A 26805-nucleotide genomic window follows, 5' to 3' on the forward strand; every position below is an offset into this window, starting at 1 on the left:
GAACATTTCTCAACCACAACCAAGCGAAATCCTTACCCTATATAGATTCCCGTGTTTTCGCTATTTAGGCACGTCCTAAATAACGTTCGAAAATGAGATTTTCCTTGTATAAATGAAGATTAATCCGTTCCCTTTGACAAAATCTCATTTATGGCAAAAAAGAACATTTCAACTAAATCTGACTACATAGCTTTCGATAGGGCTCTTAATGTTGGATTCAAACTTATCAAAGAAGAAAAGAAAGCAGTATTTGGCTTGTACATAATAATCTCATTGAATAGTGGATTAAGAATAGGAGATGTTCTTCGAATTCGATGGTCGGATTTACAAGGCGATAAGTTGATGCTTCAGGAACAAAAGACTAAAAAACATCGAACGATTCAGGTAAACGATAATATCAAAAAGGCTCTATCATATTTTGAAGAACAGGGAGATGAACACATTTTCAAAAGTCAGAAAGGGTCTGTTTATAGTGTGCAGCAAATCAATAGACTATTAAAACAGGTTTTTGCTCGTGAAGCCAAATCACACAACATTTCATCACATTCTCTAAGAAAATCGATGGGGCGCAGAACATGGGAGGTGTATAACGAAAGTGAAAAAGCTCTGATATATCTATCAGAGCTTTTTCAGCACTCTTCTACTTCCATAACGCGCAAGTATTTAGGTCTTCGTGATGAAGAACTTCAAGATGTTTACATGCGATTATAACTATCTATCAGCTACGCATACACTGTTTTTAACTTCATCAATATAGTTGTCATCAATCTTCTGCACTTGAAATGCATATCCTGCTTCTGTAAATTCTAGAGTTTGCTGAATAAGCTTTTCTTCGCTCCAACAAGCAGCTCCTAAATCATCTTGCAAATCATCAAATAAAGGAATGCATTTGACAAGATATTGGTAGCCCCAATTATTTACTTCGAGGGTAAAATCGCAAATACAGCTTTTAGTTCCATCCCAGATTAGATTTGGGTTTTCTTCTGTCTTTTTGAACTCTTTCTTAGGTCTAAGGTGACTTGTCTCTTTTTTAAGAAGTTCCATGAATTCTTCGTCTTCACCGATTCGACATTCTAAATTGAATAGAACTTCTTTCATATACTCAGCATCCTCATCCGATTCATAATCATAACAATACTCACTTTCAGCTTTTACGCTGATTGATTCATTAATAATATCATATTCAACACGCACGTATGCGTTCTCATGGTATACAGGAAAGCCATCTTCACAATATTCACCTTTATCAGCGACCATTTCGGAACTAAATCTAATCTCTTGGTTTACTTTATCATATTCGGGTTCGAAACTATAATAATAGTAAGTATCAGGAAATCTTTTGTTTTCATTTGTAAGGTCTCCTTCCTCTCTCACACCTTCTACGTGATTCACAATATTTTTTTCTAAAAAGTCTTGTAGTTTACTTAAATTTTCTGTTTTCATTTTTTCTTGTTTTAACAATTAATAATTCGTCAATTTTTCGTTCTCTTCGTGCTGCTTTACTGTATTTGTCTTTTAGTTCTTGAATCGAGTACAGTTTCATTTTTGGAGCACTTTTGTAATAAGGATTGTCAACAGCTACGTAAGACAATGCTTTGAAGTCTTTATCTGTCAAATTGTATTCAGATTTTGCACGAGATTTTGTAATCGTGTAATTCTTTAATCGATACTCACAGATGATTTCAAGAGCATTGTCATAACGCTTAATTTTTAGCTGTTTTTCAACCAATTTTACTTTTGCTAATCGAGTTGATTCTTTTAGATTCATCGTCTTAGGCAACAAGGATTTGGCTACCAAATCCTTTCATCAAATCTAGAGGGACATCATAAAAGCTTACTCTTCCGTGATTGTTCACGAAAATCACGGAAAGAAAACCAGGTACATTATGACTTTTAACCCAATCGATAATTGGTTTTTTGTCATTCTTGCTCATTCCTTTGGATTGATGAAATTGTTTCAGGTTATACAGTCCAACTCTTGCATTTTTTGCTCCATCTGGTGATACTAGAATGAAGTCAATCTTCTCTTCTTCTTCGTCAATCACTTTTGCAATCTGAAGAATGAATTCATTAATCCAAGCCTTTTGTAAAAGCTTTCCTCTTTCATTATTTGTAAATACCGTTTCGTTATTCATAATTTTCATTTTTAAGGTTATTTATTTGTCTCAAATCAGGACATAGAAGTGGCTGTACGAGTAATTTTTATCATTCGTAAAACAGACTATTTTCTGAAATAAGCTTTTGATTAATTCGACACGATTGTGTCTGTTGTCATTTTATAGACTTGACAAGTCTTCAATCTTTCTATTATGAAATTGAACAGATATTATTATCGGGTCTGAGCGACATACTTCAGATAAAATTTGCCTCAACAATACAGCTTTTATCTTCTGAAATATGCTTTCGCAATTTGTTATTATTATTTTTTTATTCATGTCTAAATTTGTTTCAATTCAACAATACAAATTTAGACATGATTCAGCCTCAATCCAGACATAAAACGCTGTTATACAGCCTTATGCGCTTTTTACGCAAGGAAAGTGTCGTAAGAGAATGGATTTAGTTAAACTTACGACTAAATGTGTTTTAAGATGACTTATTCTTCTTTTGTGCTCCAGGTCTAGGCTTGATTAATTGTAAAAGTTGATGAACACCTTTTTCAGAGAAATAGTATTTTGTTCCACCTGCTGGCAACTTCTTACCTATACAATCGACATCTCCGTCAGCGGCTCTTTTTCTTATAGCCGTTCTACTCTCTAGGTCTGTCATATCCACAACATCACCAATGGTGTATTTATATTCAACTTCTTCGATTCTATTTAAATCTTTCATGAAAGTTGGAGAGTATTTTTCCATTCTAGCAAATACTGTTACATATTCTTTCAATAGAAGCTCATAACGTCTCATAAGACTTTCAAAGACTTGTGGGTTCCCGGCTACATTCGATACGTCTTCAATAAAGTCACGAACGGCTTGATTGGCGTCTTTGTCTGAATGTGCTTTACTTTTATACTTACGAAGAAAGTATTGGTTAAATGCTTTGGTAAATGCATCCATATCCATTCTAGTTCTTTCCTTGCTCATGATAATTCTTTTCGGAAAACTACCAATTCGTCTTGAATAAAACCAGAAATATTAGTTTTTTATATCAAAGGAAGTCATTAAAATATATCAAATAATACTTGATATATTTATAATTAAAACTTAGATTTAACGCTAACAAAAATAGATAGATGAAGCTAAATAAAATCAAAACTATTCTTGAAGAATCTGGACGTAAGCAAACGTATATAGCTGATAAGCTAGGCATGTCCTACCAACAGATAAATGAATGGTGTAATAATAAGCGTCAACCATCTTTAGAAAACCTCTACAAGATTGCTGAGATACTTGATGTAGAGGTACAAGATTTATTAATTGATAAGAAAGAAATTGAGCCGGATGAATAGCGTAAAAGAATCAGCGAATTTCCTGTGGTCTATTGCTGACCTGCTTAGAGGTGACTATAAACAAAGTGACTATGGAAAAGTCATTCTACCGCTTACTGTGATAAGGCGACTAGATTGTGTGTTAGAAGAATCTAAAGAAAAGGTGTTGAAGAAGTTCGAGCAAGTGAAAAGCATGAACGTTCAAAACCTAGACCCGATTCTTAACAAGACCGCTGGCTATAACTTTCACAACAGAAGCAAGTTTGATTTTGATAAGCTGGTGGCTGACCCTAACAATGTTGCCGACAACTTAAGAAATTATATCAATGGATTTTCTGAAGATGCTAGAGAGATAATTGAACAGTTTGAGTTCGATAATCAAATTACCAAACTAGATGACAATAATCTTCTGTTCTTGGTTTTAAAGCGTTTTCAAGAAGCAGACCTTCATCCGAACAAAATCTCCAGCATGGAGATGGGGTACATGTTTGAAGAATTAATAAGAAAGTTCGCTGAAATTTCTAATGAAACTGCTGGGGAGCATTTTACACCGAGAGAAGTAATTAAACTAATGGTTAATCTTCTCTTCATGGATGACAGAGAGACGTTAACCAAGAAAGGAATTGTAAAGACAATATTCGATTGCTGTGCCGGAACTGGCGGTATGCTCTCTGTAGCTGAAGAATATTTGCAGGAATTAAACCCTGATGCACGTCTTGAAGTTTTTGGACAAGAATTAAATCCTGAGTCCTACGCTATCTGTAAATCGGACATGCTAATAAAAGGTCAAAACCCAACTAACATCAAGAAAGGGAACAGTATTTCAGATGACCAATTCGAGAATGAGAAGTTTGATTACCTGATAACCAATCCGCCTTTTGGTGTGAAATGGAAAAAGATAGAGAAGAAAGTAAAAGAGGAACATGAATCTCTTGGACATGGCGGACGATTTGGAGCTGGATTACCTTCTGTTAGTGACGGTTCATTTTTGTTTTTAATGAGTTTGATGAGCAAGATGAAGCCAGAAGGTTCTCGATTAGCTATTGTGTTTAACGGCTCTCCTTTATTCTCTGGCTCTCCTAGTAGTAAGAAGAATGAAAGTAGCATTCGCCAATGGATTATTGAAAACGACCTCTTAGAATCGATTATAGCTCTTCCTAATCAACTTTTCTATAACACAGGTATTAGCACATACATTTGGATTATTTGCAACCACAAGCCAAAGAATAGAAAAGGTAAAGTTCAATTGATTAATGCAGTTGACTTTTATAAGAAAATGAGTAAGTCGTTAGGTGACAAACGTAACGAGCTTTCAGATGACCACATCAAAGAAATAACAAGTTTATACGGTGAGTTCAAAGAATCAAAACACGTTAAGATATTTGACAATGCTGATTTCGGATATTCTAAGGTAACCGTAGAACGTCCCGACAGAGATGACAAAGGAAATATTGTTACAGATAAAAAAGGAAATCCTAAGCCAAACTCAAGTTTACGTGATTCTGAGAATATTCCGTTGACTGAGGATATTCAAGAGTATATGGAGAGAGAAGTACTTCCTCATGTCCCTGATGCTTGGATAGATGAAAAGAAAACGAATATTGGATATGAAATCAACTTTACAAAGTATTTCTATGAATACAAGCCGCTACGTTCTTTAGATGAAATTAGAGCCGATATATTGGCACTTGAAGAGGAAACAGATGGATTGATAAAAGAAGTGATTTCGTGATGATGGATTTTAGCTGGCTTAATCAATTGATTGATGATTTACCGAAGAAATCGGTTCTTCGGAAAAACCTGATTGATATCGCTGGATATCCCTCATGGGAAAATGTAAACAGCAATCTACTTGCTTTCTACTTCGATAAAGAGGAAGAGCATGGCTTTGGCAGTTTGTTTATTGACAGCCTATTGGACTTGGTGGATGTTGAATTAAGTCCAAGTTTTGGTCAGACTGAATTTCAAGTTGCAAGAGAGGTTCGAACAAGAAAGGGCAAACGAATTGATATTGTAATTAGCCAATACTCAGAAGAAGAAACACAAGAAGAGGAATCAAAGTCAATACCTAGCTGGGCTCTGATTATTGAGAATAAGGTAAATCATTCTCTTAATAATGATTTGAGTGATTACTGGAGTTCTACTATAGCTGAAGAGAGGCTGGGAATAGTATTATCCAAATACGATTCTGATTTCAATGAAAAGGAGCAAACCAAACTTCAAGGAAAGAAAATTGAATACCGTCATGTTTCGCACCGTGATTTGATTAATAAGGTTCAAGAAAAAATGCACCAATGTTTCTTGGATTCTGATGATAGGCACTTACTCTACCTGAAAGAGTTTATTGCCAACACCAACAACTATTATAATTCAGAAAACATGAATAAAGACAATGAGATAATTCTCAAACAATTTCATGAGAACAAAAAGAACATTCAAGCCTTTAAAAAGCAAGACAGAGAGTTATTGAAGTTTGTGTCAAAGGTTGTTTTTGATAATATGGAAGCAAACTTATTTACTCCGAACTCCACGTCCGTAACTAAAGGAAAACACTGTTACCCTAAGCCGAATTGTGTTTTAGATGAAAAAGTGTTTAGGTTTTATGTTGATATCGATTCCTTGCGTTATTCAAATATGTTCACAGCCTATTTAGAATTATACGACAAGAAGAACACCAAATACGGAAGTAAACTCAAATCTGCATTAACCGAATTGAAGGTTTTTACTGATTATATCAAACCAGGCACTGGTGGAAATGATAAAGCAACTTATCATCATATCTATGAGCTTCGGATTCCATTAGAAGATTTTGATGAAAACCAAAACTACAAGCAAGCCTTTGAAAATGCTTTGAACGAACACTTTTGGTTGCATCAAAATGCATTTTTAAAAACCATTCAAAATGAGTTGAATAAAATAATCGTAGCCTCATGATGAAGAAATATGAGTCATATAAAGATTCCGGCACATTGTGGTTAGGTAAAGTTCCAGAACATTGGGAAAGTCATAGAATAGATTGGATTTCTAAAATTGTCAGAGGAAACACTGGGTTTAAAAAAGATGAACTCCTTGATAATGGCGATTATGTGGCTTTACAGTATGGTAAAACATACAAAGTAGATATTGTAGATGACAAGTTTAACTATTATGTTAACGAGGAGTTTTATAAACAAAGTCAGGTAGTTTCAAGAGGTGACACCATTCTAATCTCAACATCTGAAACAATTGAAGATTTGGGTCATACATGCTATTATGACAAAGAGCAAACTGGTCTAATTGGAGGAGAACAAATTCTTTTAAAGCCAAATGAAGATTCGTTGAATGGCAAGTATCTCTATCGCTATGCACAATGTTTTTCTGTTGAGTCCAAAAAATATGCAAAAGGATTAAAAGTTTTCAGGTTTAACACGAACGACCTTAAAAACATATTTCTTGCTATTCCTCCAATTGAGGAACAAACGAAAATAGCCAATTACCTCGACTACAAAACCACCCAATTGGACAATCTCATCAATAAGAAAGAGAAGCTGATAGAGTTACTAAAAGAGGAACGCACAGCGATGATTAGTCAGGCTGTTACCAAAGGTCTAGATAAAAGTGCACCAAAGAAGGATTCAGGTATTGAGTGGTTAGGAGAAATTCCAGAACATTGGAGTTTAATTAGGATGAGATATCTGTGTGATATTGGCACCGGTGACAAAGACACAGAGAACAGAGAAGAAGATGGAGCATACCCTTTCTTTGTTAGGTCACAAACAGTTGAAAGAATATCTACATATACCTTCGATGGTGAAGCGATATTAACTGCTGGAGATGGTGTTGGAGTATGTAAAGTTTGGCACTATATAGATGGGAAGTTTGACTACCATCAACGAGTTTACAGGATGAGTGATTTTACTGATGTCATGGGTAAGTATATGTTCTATTATTTGAAGTATAATTTTGTAAAAGAGGTAAAAAAACTATCAGCTAAATCAACTGTGGATTCGCTGCGAAGACCTATGTTTCAAAACTTTAGAATTGCGTTTGGTTCTATCGAAGAACAAAGAAAAATTGTAAATCATATCGAAAAACAGGAGATACGAATAGATACCTTGATTTCTAGGTACGAAAAAGAAATTGAGTTGATTAAGGAATACAAAGCCTCTTTAATAACCGAGGTGGTAACAGGCAAAGTAGATGTCAGAAACGAGAGCTTAAATTAATTATGGAACAATTATTTGCAACCTCCAATATTGCTAACAAGGTTAGAAACACTCGTTTACCGAGAACGAAACCTCTAATGCCTCTTTTTGAAGTAATTAGCAACTCAATTCATTCGATAGAAGAGGCTATCAAATCAGAACAGATAAAAAAAGGAGAAGGGGTAATTGTTGTTAAGTGTATTAGGAATGGTGCAGAAGAAACGCTAAATCAGTTACCTGAAATTGATAATTACCCAATTCATTCTTTTGAGGTGACAGATAATGGAATTGGACTCAACGAAGAGAATATGACATCGTTTTTTGAGGCTGACACCGACCACAAAATTGAAATTGGAGGTAAAGGTGTTGGGAGATTTGTATGTCTTAAGGCATTCAGAGAACTTAACATATCAAGTCAATTCATTGAAGAGGGTAAACAGAAAGGTCTGACCTTCAATTTTAGAGCTACGAAAATTGGATTTGAAGACATTGAGAATGTCGGTTCCGAAGGCACACTAGGTACTCGTGTGAAATTATCTAGAATCAAAGATGAATACCAAAAACACCTAGACTTTACCTTACATTCTGTAGCGTCCGAAATCGTTGCACACTTCAAATTATACTTCATTAGAAACCAGGCACCTAAAATTATAGTGAGAAATCAGAATAATATTGAGTTCAATCTTACAACAATTTTTAATACTGAGTTTAAAAGTGATGTTCTTGAAACTCCCTTCGAAATCGAAGGTGAGAACTTTCAATTATATCTTACCAAATCCCTGAAGAATCAAAGTCATAAGATTAACTTTTGCGCACACAACAGGAGTGTTATTAGAGAAGGGCTCTATTCCAAAATTGTGGACTTAGGTAGGAAACCAATTGCAGACACTGATGGAAGTAAATTTTATTACCAAGCATATGTTGTTGGCGACCTACTTGATGAGCATGTTGATACTGAGAGAATAGGCTTTAATTTTCCAGACGGGAATGATGATGATGATGATGAAAGCTTTGATATGAGCTTAGCCAAGCTTCGAAGAGCGTCAATAAGAGGAATAGAAGAATTATTATCCGATTATCTTGAACAAGTCAGAAACATCAAGGTTGAAACTTATAAACCTACTATTGATGAAGAATTGCCACAATATAGAGGAACCTTAACGCATAGGAAAGAAGAAGTATCGAAACTACCTCCAGATTTGCCTAAAGACAAACTGGATATTGAGTTGTACAAGATTGAGTCAAAATGGAGGCTTGAAGTAAAGGAGGAGAAAATCAAACTTCTTGATGAGAATCAAGATATCACAAATCATGATGAGTACAAGGAACGATACGAAAAGTTTGTTAGTGATTTTAATGAGATAGGGAAATCAGATTTAGCTAGATATGTAGTTCATAGAAAAACAATTATTGAACTCCTTGAAAGTTTAATTGAGAAGACCGAAGAAGACAGATTCGAAAATGAAGATTTGATTCATAGCGTGTTTTTTCCAATGAGAACTACTTCTGATGAAGTAACACCCGATAAGCAGAATCTATGGTTGATTGACGAAAGGCTAACTTATCATTCTTTTTTGGCATCTGATAAATCTTTCAAAAGTGTGGAGGAGGTAAGTTCTGATAGTACGCAAAGAGCAGATTTATTGATTTACAACGAGGCATTTGCATTTTCTGATTCTAAAGCTGCTCCTCATAATTCATTTACTATTGTTGAGTTTAAAAAACCAATGCGAAATGATTACAAGGATTACAACGAAGAAAAGAATCCAATTCAACAATCAGAAAAGTATATTGATAATCTGTTGGAAGGAAAAGTGACAGGGAGAAACGGAAGACCAGTCGAGGTTAATTCTCATACTCCATTCTACATTTACATTGTGTGTGATGTAACTCCAACTCTGGAGAAAATATTGAAAAATAGAGAGTTTGAAAAAACACCTGATGGTCAAGGGTATTTTAAAGTAAAAAGCAAGTATTACTCCGCCTACTTCGAAGTTCTGCCATTTGAAAAGGTGTTACAAGATGCCAGAAAAAGAAATCGAATCTTATTCGAGAAACTAAATATTGAATAAAAAAACAACTTATGGAATTATTCATAGAAAGAGTCAGGAACATTATTGATACTTGTTGGGAAAGCTTCTCTGCAAAAGTTGGTGGTGGACTTATTTCTGTGAATAAAGAAGCATCTATGCAATTGCAATTTGCATACCTCTTGAAGAATACAATGGAGTTGACTCTTCATCATTCAGATGAGCAAGTTAGGATAGAGCTTGAAACAGGTGTCCCAGTTGCTGGTAGAATGAGAGAATGTGACATTGTATTAGAAATTGAAAAAGGTGATGAGAAATGTTTCCTGCCAATTGAGATGAAATACTATCGAGAATTTGCATCAAGTGGCGGTAAGAGAGGAGCTTCGGATATCTTCATGAAAGATGTTCATGTCGATATTGAATTAATTGAGTCTTATCAAATGAATCCATTTTTTATCTCAGGGATTGTATTGGTAATGACAGACCTAAAGAGATTAGTTTATCCAACTTCCAAAACAGGTAAGAAATGGGATTACGACATTTCAAATGGCACATCTATTAAGGGTGTGCAGCAATTTGACACTCCTATTGGAGGTAAGCCAGTTGATATTGTAATCAGTGGAAACTACGATTTTGAATGGAACCAAGTTGGAGGTCATTACTTTTTAATACTAGAAAACATTGAAATATGACACTAGAAGAATTAAAGAACTTAATTGATGTTCTTGATAACATCCCAGCAGAAGACCAAGAAATCACAATGTTCACAAAACACGTCTTTACTTACAGAGATAAAACTATTGTTTTTGAATTATTTAAAAATCCTGATAGAGCTCTAGTAAGTGTTGGAAATGAACAGCATGAATGGAATGAGGAAACTGAAGAATATGCTTTAATAGAAAAATATTTAACAGGCTTATAATATGGCTAAAGGAATACATACGGAATTAACATTTGAAGCTGCTATTGAAGCTTCATTATTGGAGAATGGGGGTTACGTTCAAGGTCACTCAGAAGACTTTGATGCGCAACTGGGAATCTTCCCTAACTACATCATTGAATTTTTAAAAATCACTCAGCCGCAAGCGTGGGAGCGAGCAGTGAAAAACAACGGCTCTCAGGTAAATGAAAAAGTAATTCAAAGATTACTTAAAGAGATTGATTTGCGTGGGGTTTTAGATGTCATTCGAAACGGCTTTACCGATTTGGGAGTTAAGTTTAAAATGGCGTATTTTCGACCAGAAACTACTCTAAATCCTGATTCTGAAATACTCTATAGCAAGAATCATTTATCTGTTACTCGTCAGTTGTACTATGAGCGTAACGGAAACAATTCTTTGGACATGGTGTTGTCTTTAAACGGACTTCCAATTGCCACAATTGAACTAAAGAATCAATTCTCCGGTCAGAATGTTACTAATGCTAAGAAACAATACGTGTATGACCGAGAACCGAATGAACCAATCTTTGCGTTTAAGAAAAGAGCTTTGGTTCACTTTGCGGTAGACACTGATGAGTGTTTTATGACTACTCAACTTGCTGGAAAGAATACTAGGTATTTACCCTTCAATTTAGGTTGTAATAATGGAGCTGGAAACCCACCAAACAAAGATGGTTATAGAACGTCATATTTGTGGGAGACTCAATCGAATGGTAAAACTGGTGTTTGGATGAAGGATAGCTTCATGGACATCATAAGTAAATTCTTGCATCTCAAAGTAGATGAGTTTGAGATAAATGGAGTCAAGAAGAAAAAGGAAACAATGATTTTCCCTAGGTATCATCAAATGGATGTTGTACGTTCTTTAACTTCTGATGCTCGAAATAGTGGAGCTGGTAAAAACTACCTCATTCAACATTCAGCAGGTTCAGGAAAATCGAATAGTATTGCGTGGTTATCATACCGCTTGTCAAGCTTACATAATGAAAACAACGAGCGTATCTTTGATTCGGTAATAGTTATTACGGATAGAAGAGTTCTTGATAGTCAGCTACAGAATACGATTTATCAATTCGACCACAAAGACGGTGTGGTTCAGAAGATTGATAAAGACTCTCAGCAATTAGCGGATGCAATCACGGCTGGTTCAAATATCATTATAACAACACTTCAAAAGTTCCCATTCATACTCGATAAAATAGGGGAATTAGAATCAAAGAAGTATGCTGTTATTATTGATGAGGCTCACTCCTCACAAGGAGGAGAGGCTACTAAGAAAATGAAAGAAGTTCTTTCAGCTAAATCTTTGGAAGAAGCAGTTGTTGAGGATATAGATTCTGGTTTGGATGAAGATGCGGAAGACGAAATCAGAAAATCTATGGAAGCAAGAGGTCGTCAAGACAACTTAAGCTTCTTTGCATTCACAGCAACACCCAAAGCTAAAACTGTAGAAGTATTTGGCACCCAAAATTCACAAGGTATTCCGAAACCGTTTCATCTATATTCAATGAAACAGGCAATTGAAGAAGGCTTTATTCTAGATGTGCTGAAAAACTACACTACATACAACACATATTTCAAGGTTTCTAAGGAGATTGAGGAAGACCCAAACGTGAACAAAAAGCAGGCAGCAAGGGCTATTGGTAGATTCTTATCATTGCACCCACATAACTTGGCTCAGAAAACAGAAGTAATGGTAGAGCATTTCCGTCAAGTTGTTTCAAAAAAGATTGGTGGCAAAGCGAAAGCAATGGTTGTAACTGGCTCTAGACTTCACGCTGTTCGGTATAAAGAAGAGTTCGATAAATACATCAAGGAGAAAGATTATAACGACATCAAAACCGTTGTAGCGTTCTCTGGAAAAGTAATTCATGATGGCTATCCTGAAGGCGTTACTGAGGTAGAATTGAATGGTTTCAAAGAGAAAGAGCTGCCAAAGAAGTTTGCTTCAGATGAGTATCAAGTGTTATTGGTAGCAGATAAATACCAAACAGGGTTTGACCAACCACTCCTTCATACAATGTATGTTGATAAGAAGCTTTCAGGAGTAAAATGTGTTCAAACTCTTTCCAGACTGAACAGAATGTGCGCAGGTAAAGAAGACACGTTTGTGTTAGATTTTGCAAATGATACCGAAGACATTTTACAATCATTTCAGCCATACTATGAGCTGACTACAATAGAATCAACAACCGACCCGAATCACCTCTATGACTTAAAGGGTGAAATTGAAAAGGCACAGGTTATTTGGCAATCAGAAGTAGATAACTTCTGCAACATATTTTTCAAGTCAATGAAAGCCCTATCAGTAAAAGAACAGGGTAAGCTTAATGCATTTATTGACCCAGCTGTAGAGCGTTATAAGCAATTGCCAGAAGAAACTAATCAAGGAGATGTTGTCAATGAAATATCGCAGGAGAATTTTAAGCATGCTCTTCAGTCATTTACACGCCTGTATTCGTTCTTGACTCAAATAATGCCATTCAGTGACGTAGAATTGGAGAAGCTTTTTACATACGGTAGATTTTTATTGAAGAAGCTGCCACGAAAGAATCAGTCTGACCGATTCCAACTTGGAGATGAAGTGGCGTTAGAATACTATCGCTTACAAAAGATTTCTGAACAGAATATTGCTCTAGAGAGCCAAGGTGAATATGGATTGGATGGAACTAATGAATCCGGTATTCGTGGTGTAAAAGAGGAAGAAGCTGCCTTATCTGAGATAATCGAAGTGTTGAACAAGCGATTCGCTACTGAATTCAATGATGCTGATAAGCTGTTCTTTGACCAAATAGAGGAGGAACTCGTTGCTGATGAGAAACTTTCTGAGCAAGCCAAGAACAATACCATGGAGAATTTCAAATTCGGATTTGAAGACGTTTTCTTGGATAAACTAATCGGAAGAATGGACCAAAATCAAGACATCTTCACTAAGATGATGGATGACAAAGAGTTTGGTGGATTAGTAAAAAATTACATGCTTAAGAAGGTTTACGAGAGACTGAGTAAATGATAGGAAAGAAATACAAAAACAACTATTAGGAGTAGAATTAATAAAATAGAGATATGAATATTCAAAAAATCGATTCACTGTATCAACGCTATGGTTATGAGTTCAAGAAAAGTCTATCGAACAACGACATCCGTGTTTTCACTTTGAACAAAGGCGTGTACTATGGTGCAGACATAGTTTTTGAAAAGAAAACGAAAGATTTTGAAATGATTCATTCGCAACTCTCAAGAGCAGGGTATGCTTGTCGTGAAGTGAAAATCGATGATACTTCGGATGCTGAAGATTTGTTATTTGAATCTTTTTTTCATTCTACTCAATTAAATGAAAGACTTAGTAATAAATATGAAAAATTTGCTGCGAATCAATCGAGTCTGTTAAAAGTAAAATACGAGTACGTACCAGTATCTTACATAGTGGATAATGAAGAGTTCAAATCGAAAACATTCATCATCGACAATGTTCTAAATAAACTACATGAAAAGGGGGCTCAACTCATAATAATTGAAGCTGCAGCGGGTTTTGGGAAAACCTGCACATCTTATGAGCTGATAAATCATATTGCTATAAGTAAAGAAAAACTAGCCCCAATATTCACAGAGCTTTCAAGAGATAGAAAGGCTGCAATCTTTAAACATATTCTTAATGATGTTATCATTAATGAATTTCATTCATTACTTGACGAAAAGTTAGTTATACATGAAATTCAGACAGGTAAAATACCATTAATCATTGATGGTTTCGATGAATTATTGAGTAAGGAGCAAGATAAGGGAGGAGATGAGTTTGAGCAAGTAGAGACAATGCTCTCTACAATCGGAGAGTTGTTAGTTGACAATGCTAAAATCATTCTAACAGGTAGGAAAACAGCAATATTTGCAGGAGATTCGTTTCAAGAATGGATAGAAAATAATCCGAATGACTTTAGAGTAAGTAGATTTCTAATTAATCCTCCATGCATTGAAGATTGGTTAACGGAAGAAAAAAGAACTCTAATCACTCAAAATAGCATACCAATAAAAGACGTTGCTAACCCTGTACTACTTGCATTTATGAGGAGTTTATCCATAGAAAACTTCGCAGAAGTAATTAGAAAACCTGAAGAAATAGTAAATCGATATTTCAATTCCATACTAGATAGAGAACAAGAACGACAAGAGTTAAGAATTCAAATAGATGACCAGCTTCGAATATTTAAGAATCTTGCCATAGCCATGATGGAGCTCAATATTACCTCCGAGTCAAAAGAATGGATAAAGTTCTTGCTTGAGGAGCAGAACAAAGATTTACTTGAAGGTGTACGCAAACTTTATCCGCCCGCCCAAAGACCTACCTTGGATGAAATGACTAATACTCTTTCTAATCATGCTTTGCTAGACAGAAAGGGGAGCAGCGACCAAATAGGGTTCATAAATGACTTTATATTTGGAACATTTATAGGGAAAGGGATAATTGAGCTCGAGCAAAATAAAATCGACAGAATTTCAACTCATATGTTCGAGTTGGCTTCCACAGCATTTCAATTCCAGTCGAAGAAAAACAAGGATTCACTATGGAATAGACTCGGGAAAATTGGAAGGTTTAGTAAGCAAGAAAGGTTGATAAATGAGTATCTTTTAAAAGAAGAAATTATTTCAGACTTCAAAGAAGCTTCATTTAGTGATTTTTCAATATCACATATCAGTTTTTTAAGAGACAATCAATACGACACTTGTGTTTTCGCAAACTGCACATTTGAATCATGCTTATTTGACCCAAACACCTTCAATAATACATCTTTTGTAAATTGTATATTTCATAATTGTGACATTATTAATGAAAATGGAGACCACACATTCTTTCTAGTAGGTTGTGAAGACTATGACTCTGGTTTCATAAATAAAATAGGTCAAGTTGATGACACTAACGATGAAGAAACTCCTCTTAGAAGCATAGTCTTATCTAAGTTCTTTAAGAAGAACTCAAACAGACCTAGACACAAGAAGATATCCTTCTTAATCAAAGAAATGGACGCAGACAAAAGGTCTGATGCCATAAAAATAATTGAAAACTTAAAAAAGAATGGGTTCTTGAAGTCGAATGGTGATAACGCATTCCTTACGGAATCAGGTATCCAGTTACACACAAACTTAAGCAACTAGGATTATGAAAAGTGAATTAGGATTAGACTCAATAGCCCGTCACATCTCTGATTCAATTTCAAACGAATTGGACAGAGCAGGAATAATGTACAGGTTATTTTACCGAGTAAAAACGCAACTATCAATAAATAAAAAAATTGAAGCTAAGAACTACAAAGAAGAAGGCAAGAAAGTGACCGATTTAGTTGGAATTAGAATCACTTTATATTTTCAAGATGATGTAGATGTTGTTTACGAGTACCTTAAGAGTAAACCGAACTTTAACCATGAATCAACAGACAACCAAGAGGTATACGAATTTCAGCCCACCAGATGTAATCTGACATTTGATTTTGAGGAAAACGACAAGTCTGAGGTACTTACGATAATCGACACTGATAGTGATGTAATAGATACAATGTATGAAATTCAACTAAGAACAGTACTATCAGAAGGATGGCATGAAGTTGAACATGATTTAAGGTATAAATGTAAACAAGACTGGGAAGGTCACAACGACTTGAATCGAAATCTGAATGGTATTTATGCTACCTTAGAAACGAGTGAATTCTCGATGCTACAGTTATTTAATGAGCTGTCTCACAGACATTACAAAGAATGCAATGTCGAAGGGCTTTTGAAAACACAATTCAGAGTACGATTGGGAGGTGACAAACTTCCAAAACCTTTAGAAGAATACCTAAACGGGAACCAAGATGTATTGAAAAAATTTCATCGGATTAATCGTAAAGAGCTAATGAAAACATTGTTAAACAGTAAGTATTCACTACCGTTAACTGAAGAAAATTTAATTCATGTATGCAATCACCTTTTCGTAGAAGATGAAGGTGTAAGTAATTTGGCAGAAGACTTCATTAAAGAAGAAATAGAATTAGCCTTTAATTAATAACAATTATAACTGGTGTATATTTCGGTCAAAAGACCATGAATGAATACACAATCATCAAGCTGTCTGTTGCCGAGCTTGAAACGTTAATTAAGAAGACTATTGAAAAATCACTATCCAACGTAAATTCAAAATCCACTCCAAATGAAATCTATCCGAACTTCATGGACACCGAAGGAGCAATGAATTACTTGGGAGTATCAAAATCAACTATATATAAAATGACCATGAACCGTGAGGTACCGTTTTATAAACCAACGGGAAAAAGAAACTACTTCAGACGGAATGAATTAGACGAATGGTTACTTAAGCACAGAGTTAAATCTCTGGACGAAATTGAGCAAGAAGCAGCGGACTATCTTTTAAAGAAGGAACTCTGAGAGTTTTACTTAATTCAGTAAGTGAGCTGAAAATAAAATCAACTTCTGATGTAAAAAATAATACAACTACAAATAAGTAGTAATGTCAGACCAAAATAATTATTCATTAGAGCGATATTTAAGACAAGAAATTAAAGCAGAGGTTAAACAAGAGCTTCAACCTGTACTTGATGAGCTTAAAGAGCTTAAAAGAAGTATCTCCCCTCATGACTATTACAAAAACATAAACTATGTTATGGAAACATACGAAATGAGTAGAAGCACTCTTTACAGATTAATGAACTCCGGAGCAATCAAGTACAAAAGAACAAAAGGTGGTAAACGTTTAATTGACATCACCACCATTCTAGTTGATTGATTAAAAGATAAACCTTGCATCATTCCACTTCGAATCTAGTTCTTTCGCTACCATTGTTTTTTCGATTCTAATGTATTTCATTAACATCTCTACAGAAGAATGCCCTGTTACTTTCTTCAATTTTTCGGGCTCCAACCAATTATTGATATAACAGTTGGTAGCAAAACTTCTTCTGCCAATATGTGAACTCACTAATTTGTATTTAGGACAATACTCTTTTCCGTTCTTTCTTAAAGTATAGACCTTCGTATTAATTTTAGCTATTTCACATACTTCTTTTGCATACTGATTATATTTCTGGTCGCTGATTTTACGTGGAAGTTCCCAATTTCTTTTCTTGAAGATATTCTTCACATTTATATGAATTGGGATTTTAACAAATTCTCCAGTTTTTTCATTTACGGTTGAAATCATATTGTCTTTAAAGTCAATTGAATCTTTCGGTAAGTTCATGAAGTCTGAAATTCGCAAACCTGTGAAGCAGCTAATAATTAACCAATCTTGCACATTTTCTAGACTCTCGGATGGCATCGTAGTGTCTGCAATCTCTTTTAATTCTTCCATGCTTAAATAAAGAGGTTCCGATTTGGTATCTAATCGTTCAAAGTCTTCGAATTCTTTGGTCGTTAAATACCCCTTCTTGTATGCATACCTTAATACCATTTTTATGTTTTTTATATGTTTATCCATCGTGCCAATGGCATAGTTCATGCCTTTTTTCATGAAGTCCAAAAACTCATCATAGAAATCAGGGCTATTCATATCCATTATAGATAAATTATTGTCATTATGTGGATAATAGAACTTGACATATTCTTTTAATGGAACACTTGTGCTATTGTATGCAGTAATTGTTTTCGACTTGATTTTTCTCTTACTCGGAATCAACTCATATTTGACAAGCTGAAAATAATCATCAGAGTCATATTTTTTTGTCGTCTTGTCTTTGACAACACCTTTCTTTAGTGCTCTTTTTACATTCTGAACGCTTAGTCGATTTTTCTTTTGTAATTCAATAACAATAGATTCAAGGTTTCTCTTGTAATTAAACACTTCTTCATTAACCGTGGATGCAAGTTTGTCTCGATTATTGAGCATCATTTTTGACTCAATCCACGCACTTGGAGTAATTGAGATACCCAGAGTATCTGTAAACGTTTCACCATTAAAATATGCTCTAGCAACAAGAGCTGATTTCTTACTTTTTTTCCTAGCAGGATAAATTCTAATGTTTGGAATTTTCATAGTTGTAGATTTAATATTCTACAACTTCTAGTTTCAAATTCGCAAAAAGTTGGATTTAATTTTTGTTGTCTGTTTTTCTGCATTTGTTGTCTGTTTTTGATGACACCAACAGACACTTTATGATACAATCAGAATAGAAAACACTCGTTCAAAAGACTGAATTTGAAACCAATAGTCTCATAGTGTCTCACAGTGTTTCACTTCGTTTGTACTAGTGGGACAACGAAAAAAAGCTTATCATTTCTGGTAAGCTTTTTTTATTGGTTAAATTTTACTCAGCCCCACTATAATTACACACTCTATTTTCAAAGTATTGAGACCGTCCACGAACCTGTATTAAAACAGTGTTAATAAGCTGAAATAATTAACTCATCGTCACCTACTCTTTTAGTTTTAAATTTATTCAGAGGGGATGTTGAAGCTCTTAACACTATTTCAATCATTTATAAAAAGTCTACTCCAAATACACATCGGGAATATGCTGAACAATACTACTGTAAGACTTTACCAATCCACTAACCTCCTTACCATCAAGCTGGTACTGTTCGCTAACAAATGCTCCCCTACGACTTATTGCTGCTGGCAAGCTCAAATAGATAGGTTCTATGCTTAATTGCTCACACATCCATTGTGGCACCTGCATACTGACTGGAATAAATGTAGACTCCTCCTTTAAAAAAGCGTTGAACAATTCGACTGCACACAAACTAACACCATATATTGTTGCTCCCTGAGTTGCTTTAATTGTTTTTGCAGCTCCTTTCGTCAACACTAAAGCTTCTTTGATTTGACGTTCGTTTAAGGTGGAAGAAATCTCACCTCCATTCACCTTAGAAAGTTGCTCACTTACATAAACAGATGCTCCATGCTCACCTAACAATACAAAATCAGCCTGAGTAACTTGAGAGAACTTCTCTTTCGCATAAAAGTTCATTCTCACAGCATCTAAATAAGTCCCCGTTCCTACGACATTACAACTAGGGATATTGGTGAGCTTTTGAGTGACATGTGTAATAATTTCTACAGGATTACTAACTACAATAACCTTACAAACCTCATTAAATTGATGAGCCTTAAAAATCTCTTCTGTTATTGAAATACTTCCATTTACCACATCAAGTCGACTAGAATTAATAGGTATGGAAGCCCCTGCACAATGAAAGACAAATTCAGATTTTGATATTAACGTTTTTTGATTCAATAAAATTTTATGGGACGAATTTAACTCACAAGCATGTTGGAGATCCAAAACAGCTCCCTCTACAGCATCAGAAATATCCAACACATTAATTATTAACCTATGTTCTTTTATATCCAATAAATTAGAACAAACTTGTTTTCCTACATTCCCAAACCCAATAATTGAGATAATGATATCCATTGTATTTTTTTGATTCAAATTAGTGTTCATTTAGTTACAACTATAGCAACAGTATAGTTAACGCCTAAAATTAGGCCATAAAGCAAGACAAAGCAACTATTTTACATTTAAAGTGTTGGAAGGTTTTTTATCAAACCATAGCTAATTCTTTACAAGCCTGTGTAATATGTATATTTGCAGAAATCTTATCAAATAAAAGAAGAACTGAACAAAGATCCTTATAGTAAAGTTGCTTCCTCAGGTAATTCGTTCGAGATCAAGCCCCAAAACTGACAGCTAAAAACACATTATGAAACTACTGCTTACAATCATCGTCTACTTTATATACCTCTTTTATATCCCTGGACAAAACTACCTTGAATATTATTCAAAAATCAATCACGCAAAAAGCTTAATCATTGATTCAAATTATCAACATGCCGCCTTATTGTACTATGAAACTTTTGAGGAATTTGATTTTGAATACGCACGAGACTGCATTAATGCTTTTGAAATTGCTTTAGCTATTGGCGAAGACTCTTTGACGATTTATTTTGCGGAACAAGCACTAAGAAGAGGGGTTCCATTCTCTTATTTTCGGAACAAGCAAGAAACGCAAAACCCTACCTCAACAAAACACTGGGAAAGGCTAGAAAAAGACAGCCTGTTTTTCCAAAATGAATTCCAAGCTAGCATTAACATAGAAATTCGCAATGAAATCAATACGATGTTTGCATTGGACCAAGAAATACGCAAGCAATATTATAATTGGTGGAACTTTTTATTTAGACCTATAATTGATCGAAAATGGAAAAAAACGAATCTAAAACAAGTCAATCGAATAATGGAAATTACTAAAGAATATGGATTTCCTGGAGAGCAGTTAATTGGAATTGACCTCCCAACCTACCATCATAAAGTTAATCCTTTTCAATTCTCAGCAGGTATGCCAATTATTCTTTTTATTCACCACTATAGTCAACCCAACTCCTCCTATGACTTTATTTTATTAGAAGAGGTATTCAATGGACACATCCACAACGAGCATTTTGCTACTATTTGTGACTTTGAGGCCGAATTTGGGAAGAACAAACATGAAATCATGGGATATTACGGACTAAAACATCACCCCAAAAGATACCAACAAGATGATTTTAAAGAAAAAAGAAAACAAATTGGTTTATTATCTAATTCTAAATTCCAAGAACTCAACAAAACAAACCTCATTACTAAATTCTGGAATCAATTAAAATAGCCTACTTTAATCCATATATTTACCAACACAAAAGCTATACAATGACTAAACTCTTATTTTTTTTATTTATTACAGCATCCAATCTTGTAATTTCTCAATCAAACAATTCGTTTAAAAAACTGATTGACAACACTAACAACTACCTTAGTTACTACTCCAACCTAACCCCCTATACCGACTATTACAGCCTTAAAACGTTTAATTTTTCTAAAGAAGAACACCTAGCCCTCCTTGAAGAAGCCAACTACGATGCAACTTTAACCCCCAACAAAGACTCTATTGCTTCCTATCATATCATCCAATACTTTCAAGATAAAATCATTAAAAATATTCATCAAATAACTAGCCATGAACAATTCGATAATAACGACATCAAAGCTTTGCTTCATTGCAATGACGTTGATTTATTAATTGTTGTTTCAAATGACAAAAAACTGTACAACTTCTCATTAGATGAAAAAACAGGCAGTACCTACAGGAGCAGAATATCTATCATGCATTATACTGATTTTAACTCGTCGACAACAGAAGATACCTACGCTCTATTTTCGGGTGATGGATTCAACAACATCTACGCTATTAAAACTGAAGAAGGAACTAAATACGTTTTAACTAGTAACGTTAAAGGTTGTACATATTGTTTCGAGACCTCTGCCCTATTGGTTCGACCAGAAAAAGGAGGTTTTGTTCAAGACTTTAAACATGCTATAACATCCAGAAGTTGGGAGGGTGGAGTTAGCTATAACCCCAAAAAAAAGCAGATAATTGTTGATTACATTCCTGATGATTTAACCACATCTTGCTACTGTGATGATGAAGTAAAATTAGCAACCTCAAACAACGAACCTCCTAATATTGAAAAGCGCTGCCGATGTATTTTTGACTTTAACGGCGTTAATTTTGAACTTTCTAAAGAAAACTCCAACAAGGCAGAAAGAAAACACTAACCTGAGCTCAACTTCCACAAATAAAGTTCTACCAATGCCCTCTGTAATGACTAAGAATAAAATAAAAAATTATCTTTGTCTCTTTTTCAAAACAGAAAATCGTCAACAATTCTTCCGCTCCTATTGTCTCTATCTAAAAGCAAATTAGACAATAAAAAAAAGCTTCCTTTTTTATAAGCCAAATAAGACTGTTTACTATTTTAACGTAAGCTTTTTTTGTATCTTTGTGCTCGGATTAGTTTTTAAAGAAGCGGATTAAGATATTAGGAAGTGGAAAAGTTTATCGACATAGAAAAAGTAATTAAAAACAAAAATGAGCGTTTATATCAATTGCTTCCTCAGTTTGTTATTAATTATATCAAAAAGACAGTCCATGAAGATGGTGTCAACACTATTCTTAATGAAAATAAAGACCTTTATAATGAAGATTTTTGCAATGAGATTATCAATAGATTCAATCTAAAGGTTGTTACACATGGACTAGAAAACATTCCTAAAGAGGGACCTGTAATCCTTGCTTCTAACCATCCTTTAGGCGGAATGGACGCTATGGCTGTAGTAAGCGGCTTATCTAAACGAAGAAAAGACATTCGCTTTATTGTTAATGACATTCTTTTAAACCTTGACAATTTAAAAGACCTCTTTGTAGGAGTTAACAAACATGGAAAAAGCTCCAAAGAGTCGTTTAACAACGTAAATCAGCTATTTGCTTCAGACAAAGCTGTCTTTATTTTTCCCGCTGGATTAGTCAGCAGAAAGAAAAAAGGAGCTATTAAAGATTTAGACTGGAAAAAAACTTTTATTTTAAAAGCTAAAGAACACCAAACACCTGTTATTCCAATACACATTGACGGTGGGCTTTCTAATTCTTTTTATCGAATAGCCAATGTTAGAGAAAAATTGGGAATCAAAGCCAACATAGAAATGTTTTACTTAGTCAATGAACAATACAAACTTCAAGACTCCACCATTAACATTACTGTAGGAAAGCCAATTTACCCTAAAGATTTTGACTCCTCAAAAAACAACCTTGAAATTGCTCAATGGATTAAAGAAAGAGTTTATACATTAAATAAATAATTGGAGAAGAATAGATGTCGATTGATTTAAGTTATATTGCCCAACCCGTTTCAAAAGCTACACTAAAGAAGGAGCTGAATGAAAACACTTTTGTGAGAAAAACAAACAAAGGCAACAATGAAATATACATTGTAAACCACCACAACTCTCCAAATGTAATGCGAGAAATTGGGCGTTTACGAGAACTTACTTTTGCATCAGCTGGAGGAGGAACCGGCCTTGAGATAGACATAGACGAACACGATACCGCAACCAATTGCTATCAACAACTTATTGTCTTCTCTCCTGAAGACGAAGAGATTATTGGCGGCTATCGTTTTATTGATTGCAACACCATTGAAGACTATGCTAAAATAGAACTATCTACACAGCATTACTTTAATTTTTCTGAAGAATTTATCGATAGGTTCTTACCTAAGACCATTGAACTTGGGCGCTCTTGGATTCAACCAGCTTTCCAACCGAGTCAAAACCCAAGAAAAGGGCTTTTTGCTTTAGACAATCTATGGGATGGACTTGGTGCAATTTCTGTAGACTACCAACACATCGATTACTTTTTTGGTAAAGTAACCATGTACACCTCGTACAATACCGAAGCTAGGAATGCTGTCTTATCTTTTATGCACCACTACTTTCCTGATTCTCAAGATTTAGTTCAACCCATTCACCCAATTGAAAACTTTGAAAATGCAGCTATCAAAACTGCCATTGCCGATTTAGACTTTAAAGAAGGGTTAAAAGAATTGAATAAATATGTAAAAGAAAGAGGTGAAAACATCCCTCCGCTAATCAACCAATACATGCAACTTTCTTCAACGATGAAAACTTTTGGAACTGCTGTCAATAAAGATTTTGGCGGAGTTGAAGAAACTGGGATTTTGGTAAGAATTAGTGATATCTACGAAAGTAAAAAAGACAGACATATTGAGAGTTACACTCCTAAGCATTAATTGCTTCTAATTGCTGAAACATGATAGGAGTTTGTTCTAACCTCCCCCACTCTGTTAATTCCAAATTCACTTTAGCAACAAGCTAATACTCTCTTTTGCTGAAAAGCTAAATGATTTGAATGAAACATTATTTACAAAACACCCCATCAGAAAGCTCCGTTAACTCCTTATCTGATTGAAAATTAATATTATTGCCAAGGGTCATCTGGGCCATCATTTGATGTATATTCACAATTGATTACTGTTGCTCCTCCTTTAACAGGCGCTTCAAAATCTCCTTTATTAATTTTAATCGAACGATCTTTATAGACCCACCTCATAAAGTACCCCCAAATTGGTAAGGATGTATTTGCTCCTTGACCTTGAGCTGTATTTCTAAAATGAACTGAAGGATCTTCACACCCTACCCAAACTCCTGTGACTAAATCTGGGGTATGCCCCACAAACCAACCGTCTGAATTATTCTGAGTCGTTCCGGTTTTACCTGCCATAATACCGCTAAACGCATAAGGTTTATTTGTATCTCTTATTCTTCGAGCCGTCCCTCCTATTTTTCCATCCACAGGTCTTCTCACCCCAGACACTCCTTTCATCATTTTTAACACATCAAACGCTGTATTTTCATCCATCACTTGTGTGACTGAAATTTTAGACTCATAAATAACTTTTCCATGTTTATCTTCTATCCTTGCTATCACCGTAGGCTGAATATACGCTCCATGATTTGAAAACACTGTATGTGCTGAAGTAATATCTAGCACCGACAAATCACAAACACCAAGCGCCAAGGCAGGACCATCAATAAAGGTTTTATTTCTTAAGTTCATGGTCTCGAAATACTCATTAACTCTTGGTATAACATTGGTATTTCCTGCTAGTTTTGCTGTTATATTATTTTTAGAATTTGCCAAAGCAAAAAACAAAGGGGTATCCGCACCAGAATATTCTTTTTGCCCCCCAGGACACCACAACTTTGTCGCACTACCATTAGGCACCTCAATACAATATTTCACATCAGGATAAACCGTACAAGGTGTTAAACCACCCATCCCTGTTGCATTTCCCGACTCTAACGCAGAGGCATACACAAAAGGCTTCATTGTTGATCCAACCTGCCTTTTGGACTGATAAACATTATCATACTTAAAGGTTTCATAATTAGGGCCTCCCACCCAAGTTTTGATAAAACCAGTTGATGGTTCTATTGAAACCATACCTACTCGTAGTAATTGCTTATAATACTTTACAGAGTCCAATGGACTCATCGTCACTTCTTTCTTGTAGTTTTCACCACTCCAATCAAACACTTTCATTTTAACAGGTGTAGCAAAAACTTTTTTAATGTCACGATCGGACTTACCTTGTGCTTTTAGTTTTTTATAACGAGCCGATTGCGCAACAGCATTGCTCATGATGTTATCTCGAGTGCTTGCCGCAACTTCATTACCAAAAGGATAATTTTTATTCTTTTTGACATCTTTAGTAAAAGACTTTTGCAACGATTTTCCAATATATGTTTGAACTGCTTTCTCAGCATTCAACTGCATTTTCTTATCAATTGTTGTATAAATTTTTAATCCATCTCGTTCAACATCAAAAGGCTTTCCATACTCATTTAACAATTCATTCTCTTTAATTATTTGCTTAACTTCTTTTTTGATATAAGCTCTTAAGTAAGGGGCAACACCAGAATTATAAGTCTCTTTTTGAAAATTTAATCCAATGGGCAACACTCGCAAAGAATCATACTCCGCTTGTGTAATATGCCCTTCTCCCATCATTAATTTTAATACAACCTCTCTTCTTTTCAGGGCTTTTTCTGGTCGAGATTTAGGATTATAAATAACAGGGCTTTTTGCCATTCCCACCAAAACAGCACATTCTTCAATTTTTAAATCTTTTGGTTCTTTTCCAAAATAAATACGTGCAGCAGAATGAATCCCTACAGCATTATTTAAAAAATCAAACTCGTTAAGATACATAGCGATGATTTCATTTTTGGTATAACGCGTTTCTAAACGACTCGCAATAATCCACTCTGCAAACTTTTGTCGTATTCGTTTAAATGATGATCTAGCAGGGTCGTGAAACATCATTTTAGCCAATTGTTGTGTAATCGTACTTGCTCCCCCTTTATTTCTCCCCGTCATTGCTCCTAAAACTGCTCTCGTCAAACCTCTTCCATCAACACCAGAATGTTTTTCAAAACGTTTATCTTCTGTCGAAACAAGCGCATTAATTAAATCTTCAGGAAGCTCTTGGTAAGTCACTTTTGTTCGATTGGTATGCATAGCAAAAATGGTCCCTAATATTTTCCCATTTGCATCATAAATATTTGTCGACTCATCACTTCTAGGATTCTCCAGCGTTTCAATAGATGGTAAATCTGACTCAAAAGTGGTTACTAGCATTAAAACAATAATCAATAAGGGAGACAACACTCCTAACCAGGTATAAAGTAATATTTTAACTCTTGACCTACGTGTCAATTCGTTATTGGCAACCTTATTTTTGGATTTCTTTTTGTTGGTTGCTTTAGGCTTTAAGTTTTTTAAATTTTGTCTTGACATGCGGACGTTTTATAACCAATACGGAAACTGTTTTAGTAACT

The 26805-nt window shown here is 34.8% G+C and carries 24 protein-coding genes; 17 read left to right on the forward strand and 7 right to left on the reverse strand.

Translation table 11 applies throughout. The annotated features are described in order from the left end of the window. Window positions 1-255: 255 nt before the first annotated feature. Complete coding sequence (locus N4A35_15200) at window positions 256-711, forward strand: tyrosine-type recombinase/integrase (GenBank protein ID MCT4582759.1); 456 nt, start codon at window positions 256-258, stop codon at window positions 709-711. On the opposite strand, the gene N4A35_15205 is transcribed toward N4A35_15200, so the two are convergent. From N4A35_15205 to N4A35_15220, 4 genes are all read right to left on the reverse strand, one after another. Beyond that, window positions 712-1392, reverse strand: a complete 681-nt coding sequence (locus N4A35_15205) for a hypothetical protein (protein ID MCT4582760.1) — start codon at window positions 1390-1392, stop codon at window positions 712-714. A gap of 28 nt (window positions 1393-1420) precedes the next feature. Then, the gene (locus N4A35_15210; protein ID MCT4582761.1) at window positions 1421-1768 is read right to left on the reverse strand and encodes a hypothetical protein; all 348 of its coding nucleotides are present in this window, start codon (window positions 1766-1768) and stop codon (window positions 1421-1423) included. A 4-nt stretch (window positions 1769-1772) separates the two neighbouring features. Beyond that, window positions 1773-2135 carry a hypothetical protein gene (locus N4A35_15215; protein ID MCT4582762.1) on the reverse strand — a complete coding sequence of 121 codons (363 nt, stop codon included), beginning with the start codon at window positions 2133-2135 and terminating at the stop codon, window positions 1773-1775. Between the two features lie 451 nt (window positions 2136-2586). Next, window positions 2587-3084: a hypothetical protein gene (locus N4A35_15220; protein ID MCT4582763.1), complete on the reverse strand. Its 498-nt coding sequence runs from the start codon at window positions 3082-3084 to the stop codon at window positions 2587-2589. A gap of 149 nt (window positions 3085-3233) precedes the next feature. On the opposite strand from N4A35_15220, the gene N4A35_15225 reads away from it, so the two are divergent. The 12 genes from N4A35_15225 to N4A35_15280 all read left to right on the forward strand — a co-directional run bounded on the left by N4A35_15225 (window position 3234) and on the right by N4A35_15280 (window position 17357). Next, window positions 3234-3449, forward strand: a complete 216-nt coding sequence (locus tag N4A35_15225; protein ID MCT4582764.1) for a helix-turn-helix domain-containing protein — start codon at window positions 3234-3236, stop codon at window positions 3447-3449. Continuing rightward, on the forward strand, window positions 3442-5160 hold the full coding sequence (locus N4A35_15230; protein ID MCT4582765.1) for a type I restriction-modification system subunit M: 1719 nt from the start codon (window positions 3442-3444) through the stop codon (window positions 5158-5160). The genes N4A35_15225 and N4A35_15230 overlap by 8 nt, the downstream gene beginning before the upstream one ends. Then, entirely contained in the window at window positions 5160-6362 is a 1203-nt protein-coding gene (locus N4A35_15235; GenBank protein ID MCT4582766.1) for a PD-(D/E)XK nuclease family protein, read from the forward strand. Before N4A35_15230 ends, N4A35_15235 begins: the two co-directional genes overlap by 1 nt. Beyond that, window positions 6359-7633 carry a restriction endonuclease subunit S gene (locus N4A35_15240; GenBank protein ID MCT4582767.1) on the forward strand — a complete coding sequence of 425 codons (1275 nt, stop codon included), beginning with the start codon at window positions 6359-6361 and terminating at the stop codon, window positions 7631-7633. Before N4A35_15235 ends, N4A35_15240 begins: the two co-directional genes overlap by 4 nt. Window positions 7634-7635: 2 nt before the next feature. After that, window positions 7636-9684, forward strand: coding sequence for an ATP-binding protein (locus N4A35_15245; protein ID MCT4582768.1), 2049 nt, complete (start codon window positions 7636-7638; stop codon window positions 9682-9684). A gap of 11 nt (window positions 9685-9695) precedes the next feature. After that, window positions 9696-10334, forward strand: coding sequence for a hypothetical protein (locus N4A35_15250; GenBank protein MCT4582769.1), 639 nt, complete (start codon window positions 9696-9698; stop codon window positions 10332-10334). Continuing rightward, window positions 10331-10564 carry a hypothetical protein gene (locus N4A35_15255; protein ID MCT4582770.1) on the forward strand — a complete coding sequence of 78 codons (234 nt, stop codon included), beginning with the start codon at window positions 10331-10333 and terminating at the stop codon, window positions 10562-10564. Before N4A35_15250 ends, N4A35_15255 begins: the two co-directional genes overlap by 4 nt. A gap of 1 nt (window position 10565) precedes the next feature. Then, window positions 10566-13595 (forward strand): DEAD/DEAH box helicase family protein, encoded by a 3030-nt coding sequence (locus tag N4A35_15260; protein ID MCT4582771.1) that lies wholly within the window; start codon window positions 10566-10568, stop codon window positions 13593-13595. A 53-nt stretch (window positions 13596-13648) separates the two neighbouring features. Further along, a complete protein-coding gene (locus N4A35_15265) occupies window positions 13649-15733 on the forward strand; it encodes a hypothetical protein (GenBank protein ID MCT4582772.1) in 2085 nt (694 codons plus the stop codon). Between the two features lie 4 nt (window positions 15734-15737). Then, window positions 15738-16619 (forward strand): hypothetical protein, encoded by an 882-nt coding sequence (locus tag N4A35_15270; GenBank protein MCT4582773.1) that lies wholly within the window; start codon window positions 15738-15740, stop codon window positions 16617-16619. Window positions 16620-16657: 38 nt separating this feature from the next. Beyond that, the gene (locus N4A35_15275) at window positions 16658-16999 is read left to right on the forward strand and encodes a helix-turn-helix domain-containing protein (protein MCT4582774.1); all 342 of its coding nucleotides are present in this window, start codon (window positions 16658-16660) and stop codon (window positions 16997-16999) included. An 82-nt stretch (window positions 17000-17081) separates the two neighbouring features. Then, the gene (locus tag N4A35_15280; protein MCT4582775.1) at window positions 17082-17357 is read left to right on the forward strand and encodes a hypothetical protein; all 276 of its coding nucleotides are present in this window, start codon (window positions 17082-17084) and stop codon (window positions 17355-17357) included. On the opposite strand, the gene N4A35_15285 is transcribed toward N4A35_15280, so the two are convergent. Together N4A35_15285 and N4A35_15290 are read right to left on the reverse strand one after the other, a co-directional pair. Continuing rightward, entirely contained in the window at window positions 17358-18602 is a 1245-nt protein-coding gene (locus N4A35_15285) for a site-specific integrase (GenBank protein ID MCT4582776.1), read from the reverse strand. A 454-nt stretch (window positions 18603-19056) separates the two neighbouring features. Next, a complete protein-coding gene (locus N4A35_15290) occupies window positions 19057-20013 on the reverse strand; it encodes a hypothetical protein (protein ID MCT4582777.1) in 957 nt (318 codons plus the stop codon). 259 nt (window positions 20014-20272) lie between these two features. On the opposite strand from N4A35_15290, the gene N4A35_15295 reads away from it, so the two are divergent. The 4 genes from N4A35_15295 (at window position 20273) to N4A35_15310 (ending at window position 24194) form a co-directional block, all read left to right on the forward strand. Further along, complete coding sequence (locus N4A35_15295) at window positions 20273-21217, forward strand: hypothetical protein (protein ID MCT4582778.1); 945 nt, start codon at window positions 20273-20275, stop codon at window positions 21215-21217. Window positions 21218-21258: 41 nt separating this feature from the next. Next, window positions 21259-22164, forward strand: a complete 906-nt coding sequence (locus N4A35_15300; GenBank protein MCT4582779.1) for a hypothetical protein — start codon at window positions 21259-21261, stop codon at window positions 22162-22164. Window positions 22165-22434: 270 nt separating this feature from the next. After that, complete coding sequence (locus N4A35_15305; GenBank protein ID MCT4582780.1) at window positions 22435-23244, forward strand: 1-acyl-sn-glycerol-3-phosphate acyltransferase; 810 nt, start codon at window positions 22435-22437, stop codon at window positions 23242-23244. Window positions 23245-23258: 14 nt separating this feature from the next. After that, the gene (locus N4A35_15310) at window positions 23259-24194 is read left to right on the forward strand and encodes a GNAT family N-acetyltransferase (protein ID MCT4582781.1); all 936 of its coding nucleotides are present in this window, start codon (window positions 23259-23261) and stop codon (window positions 24192-24194) included. A 188-nt stretch (window positions 24195-24382) separates the two neighbouring features. On the opposite strand, the gene N4A35_15315 is transcribed toward N4A35_15310, so the two are convergent. Continuing rightward, window positions 24383-26764 carry a transglycosylase domain-containing protein gene (locus tag N4A35_15315; protein ID MCT4582782.1) on the reverse strand — a complete coding sequence of 794 codons (2382 nt, stop codon included), beginning with the start codon at window positions 26762-26764 and terminating at the stop codon, window positions 24383-24385. Window positions 26765-26805 lie beyond the last annotated feature (41 nt).

This window comes from Flavobacteriales bacterium, from assembly GCA_025210295.1.
Taxonomy (GTDB): Bacteria; Bacteroidota; Bacteroidia; order Flavobacteriales_D; family Parvicellaceae; genus S010-51.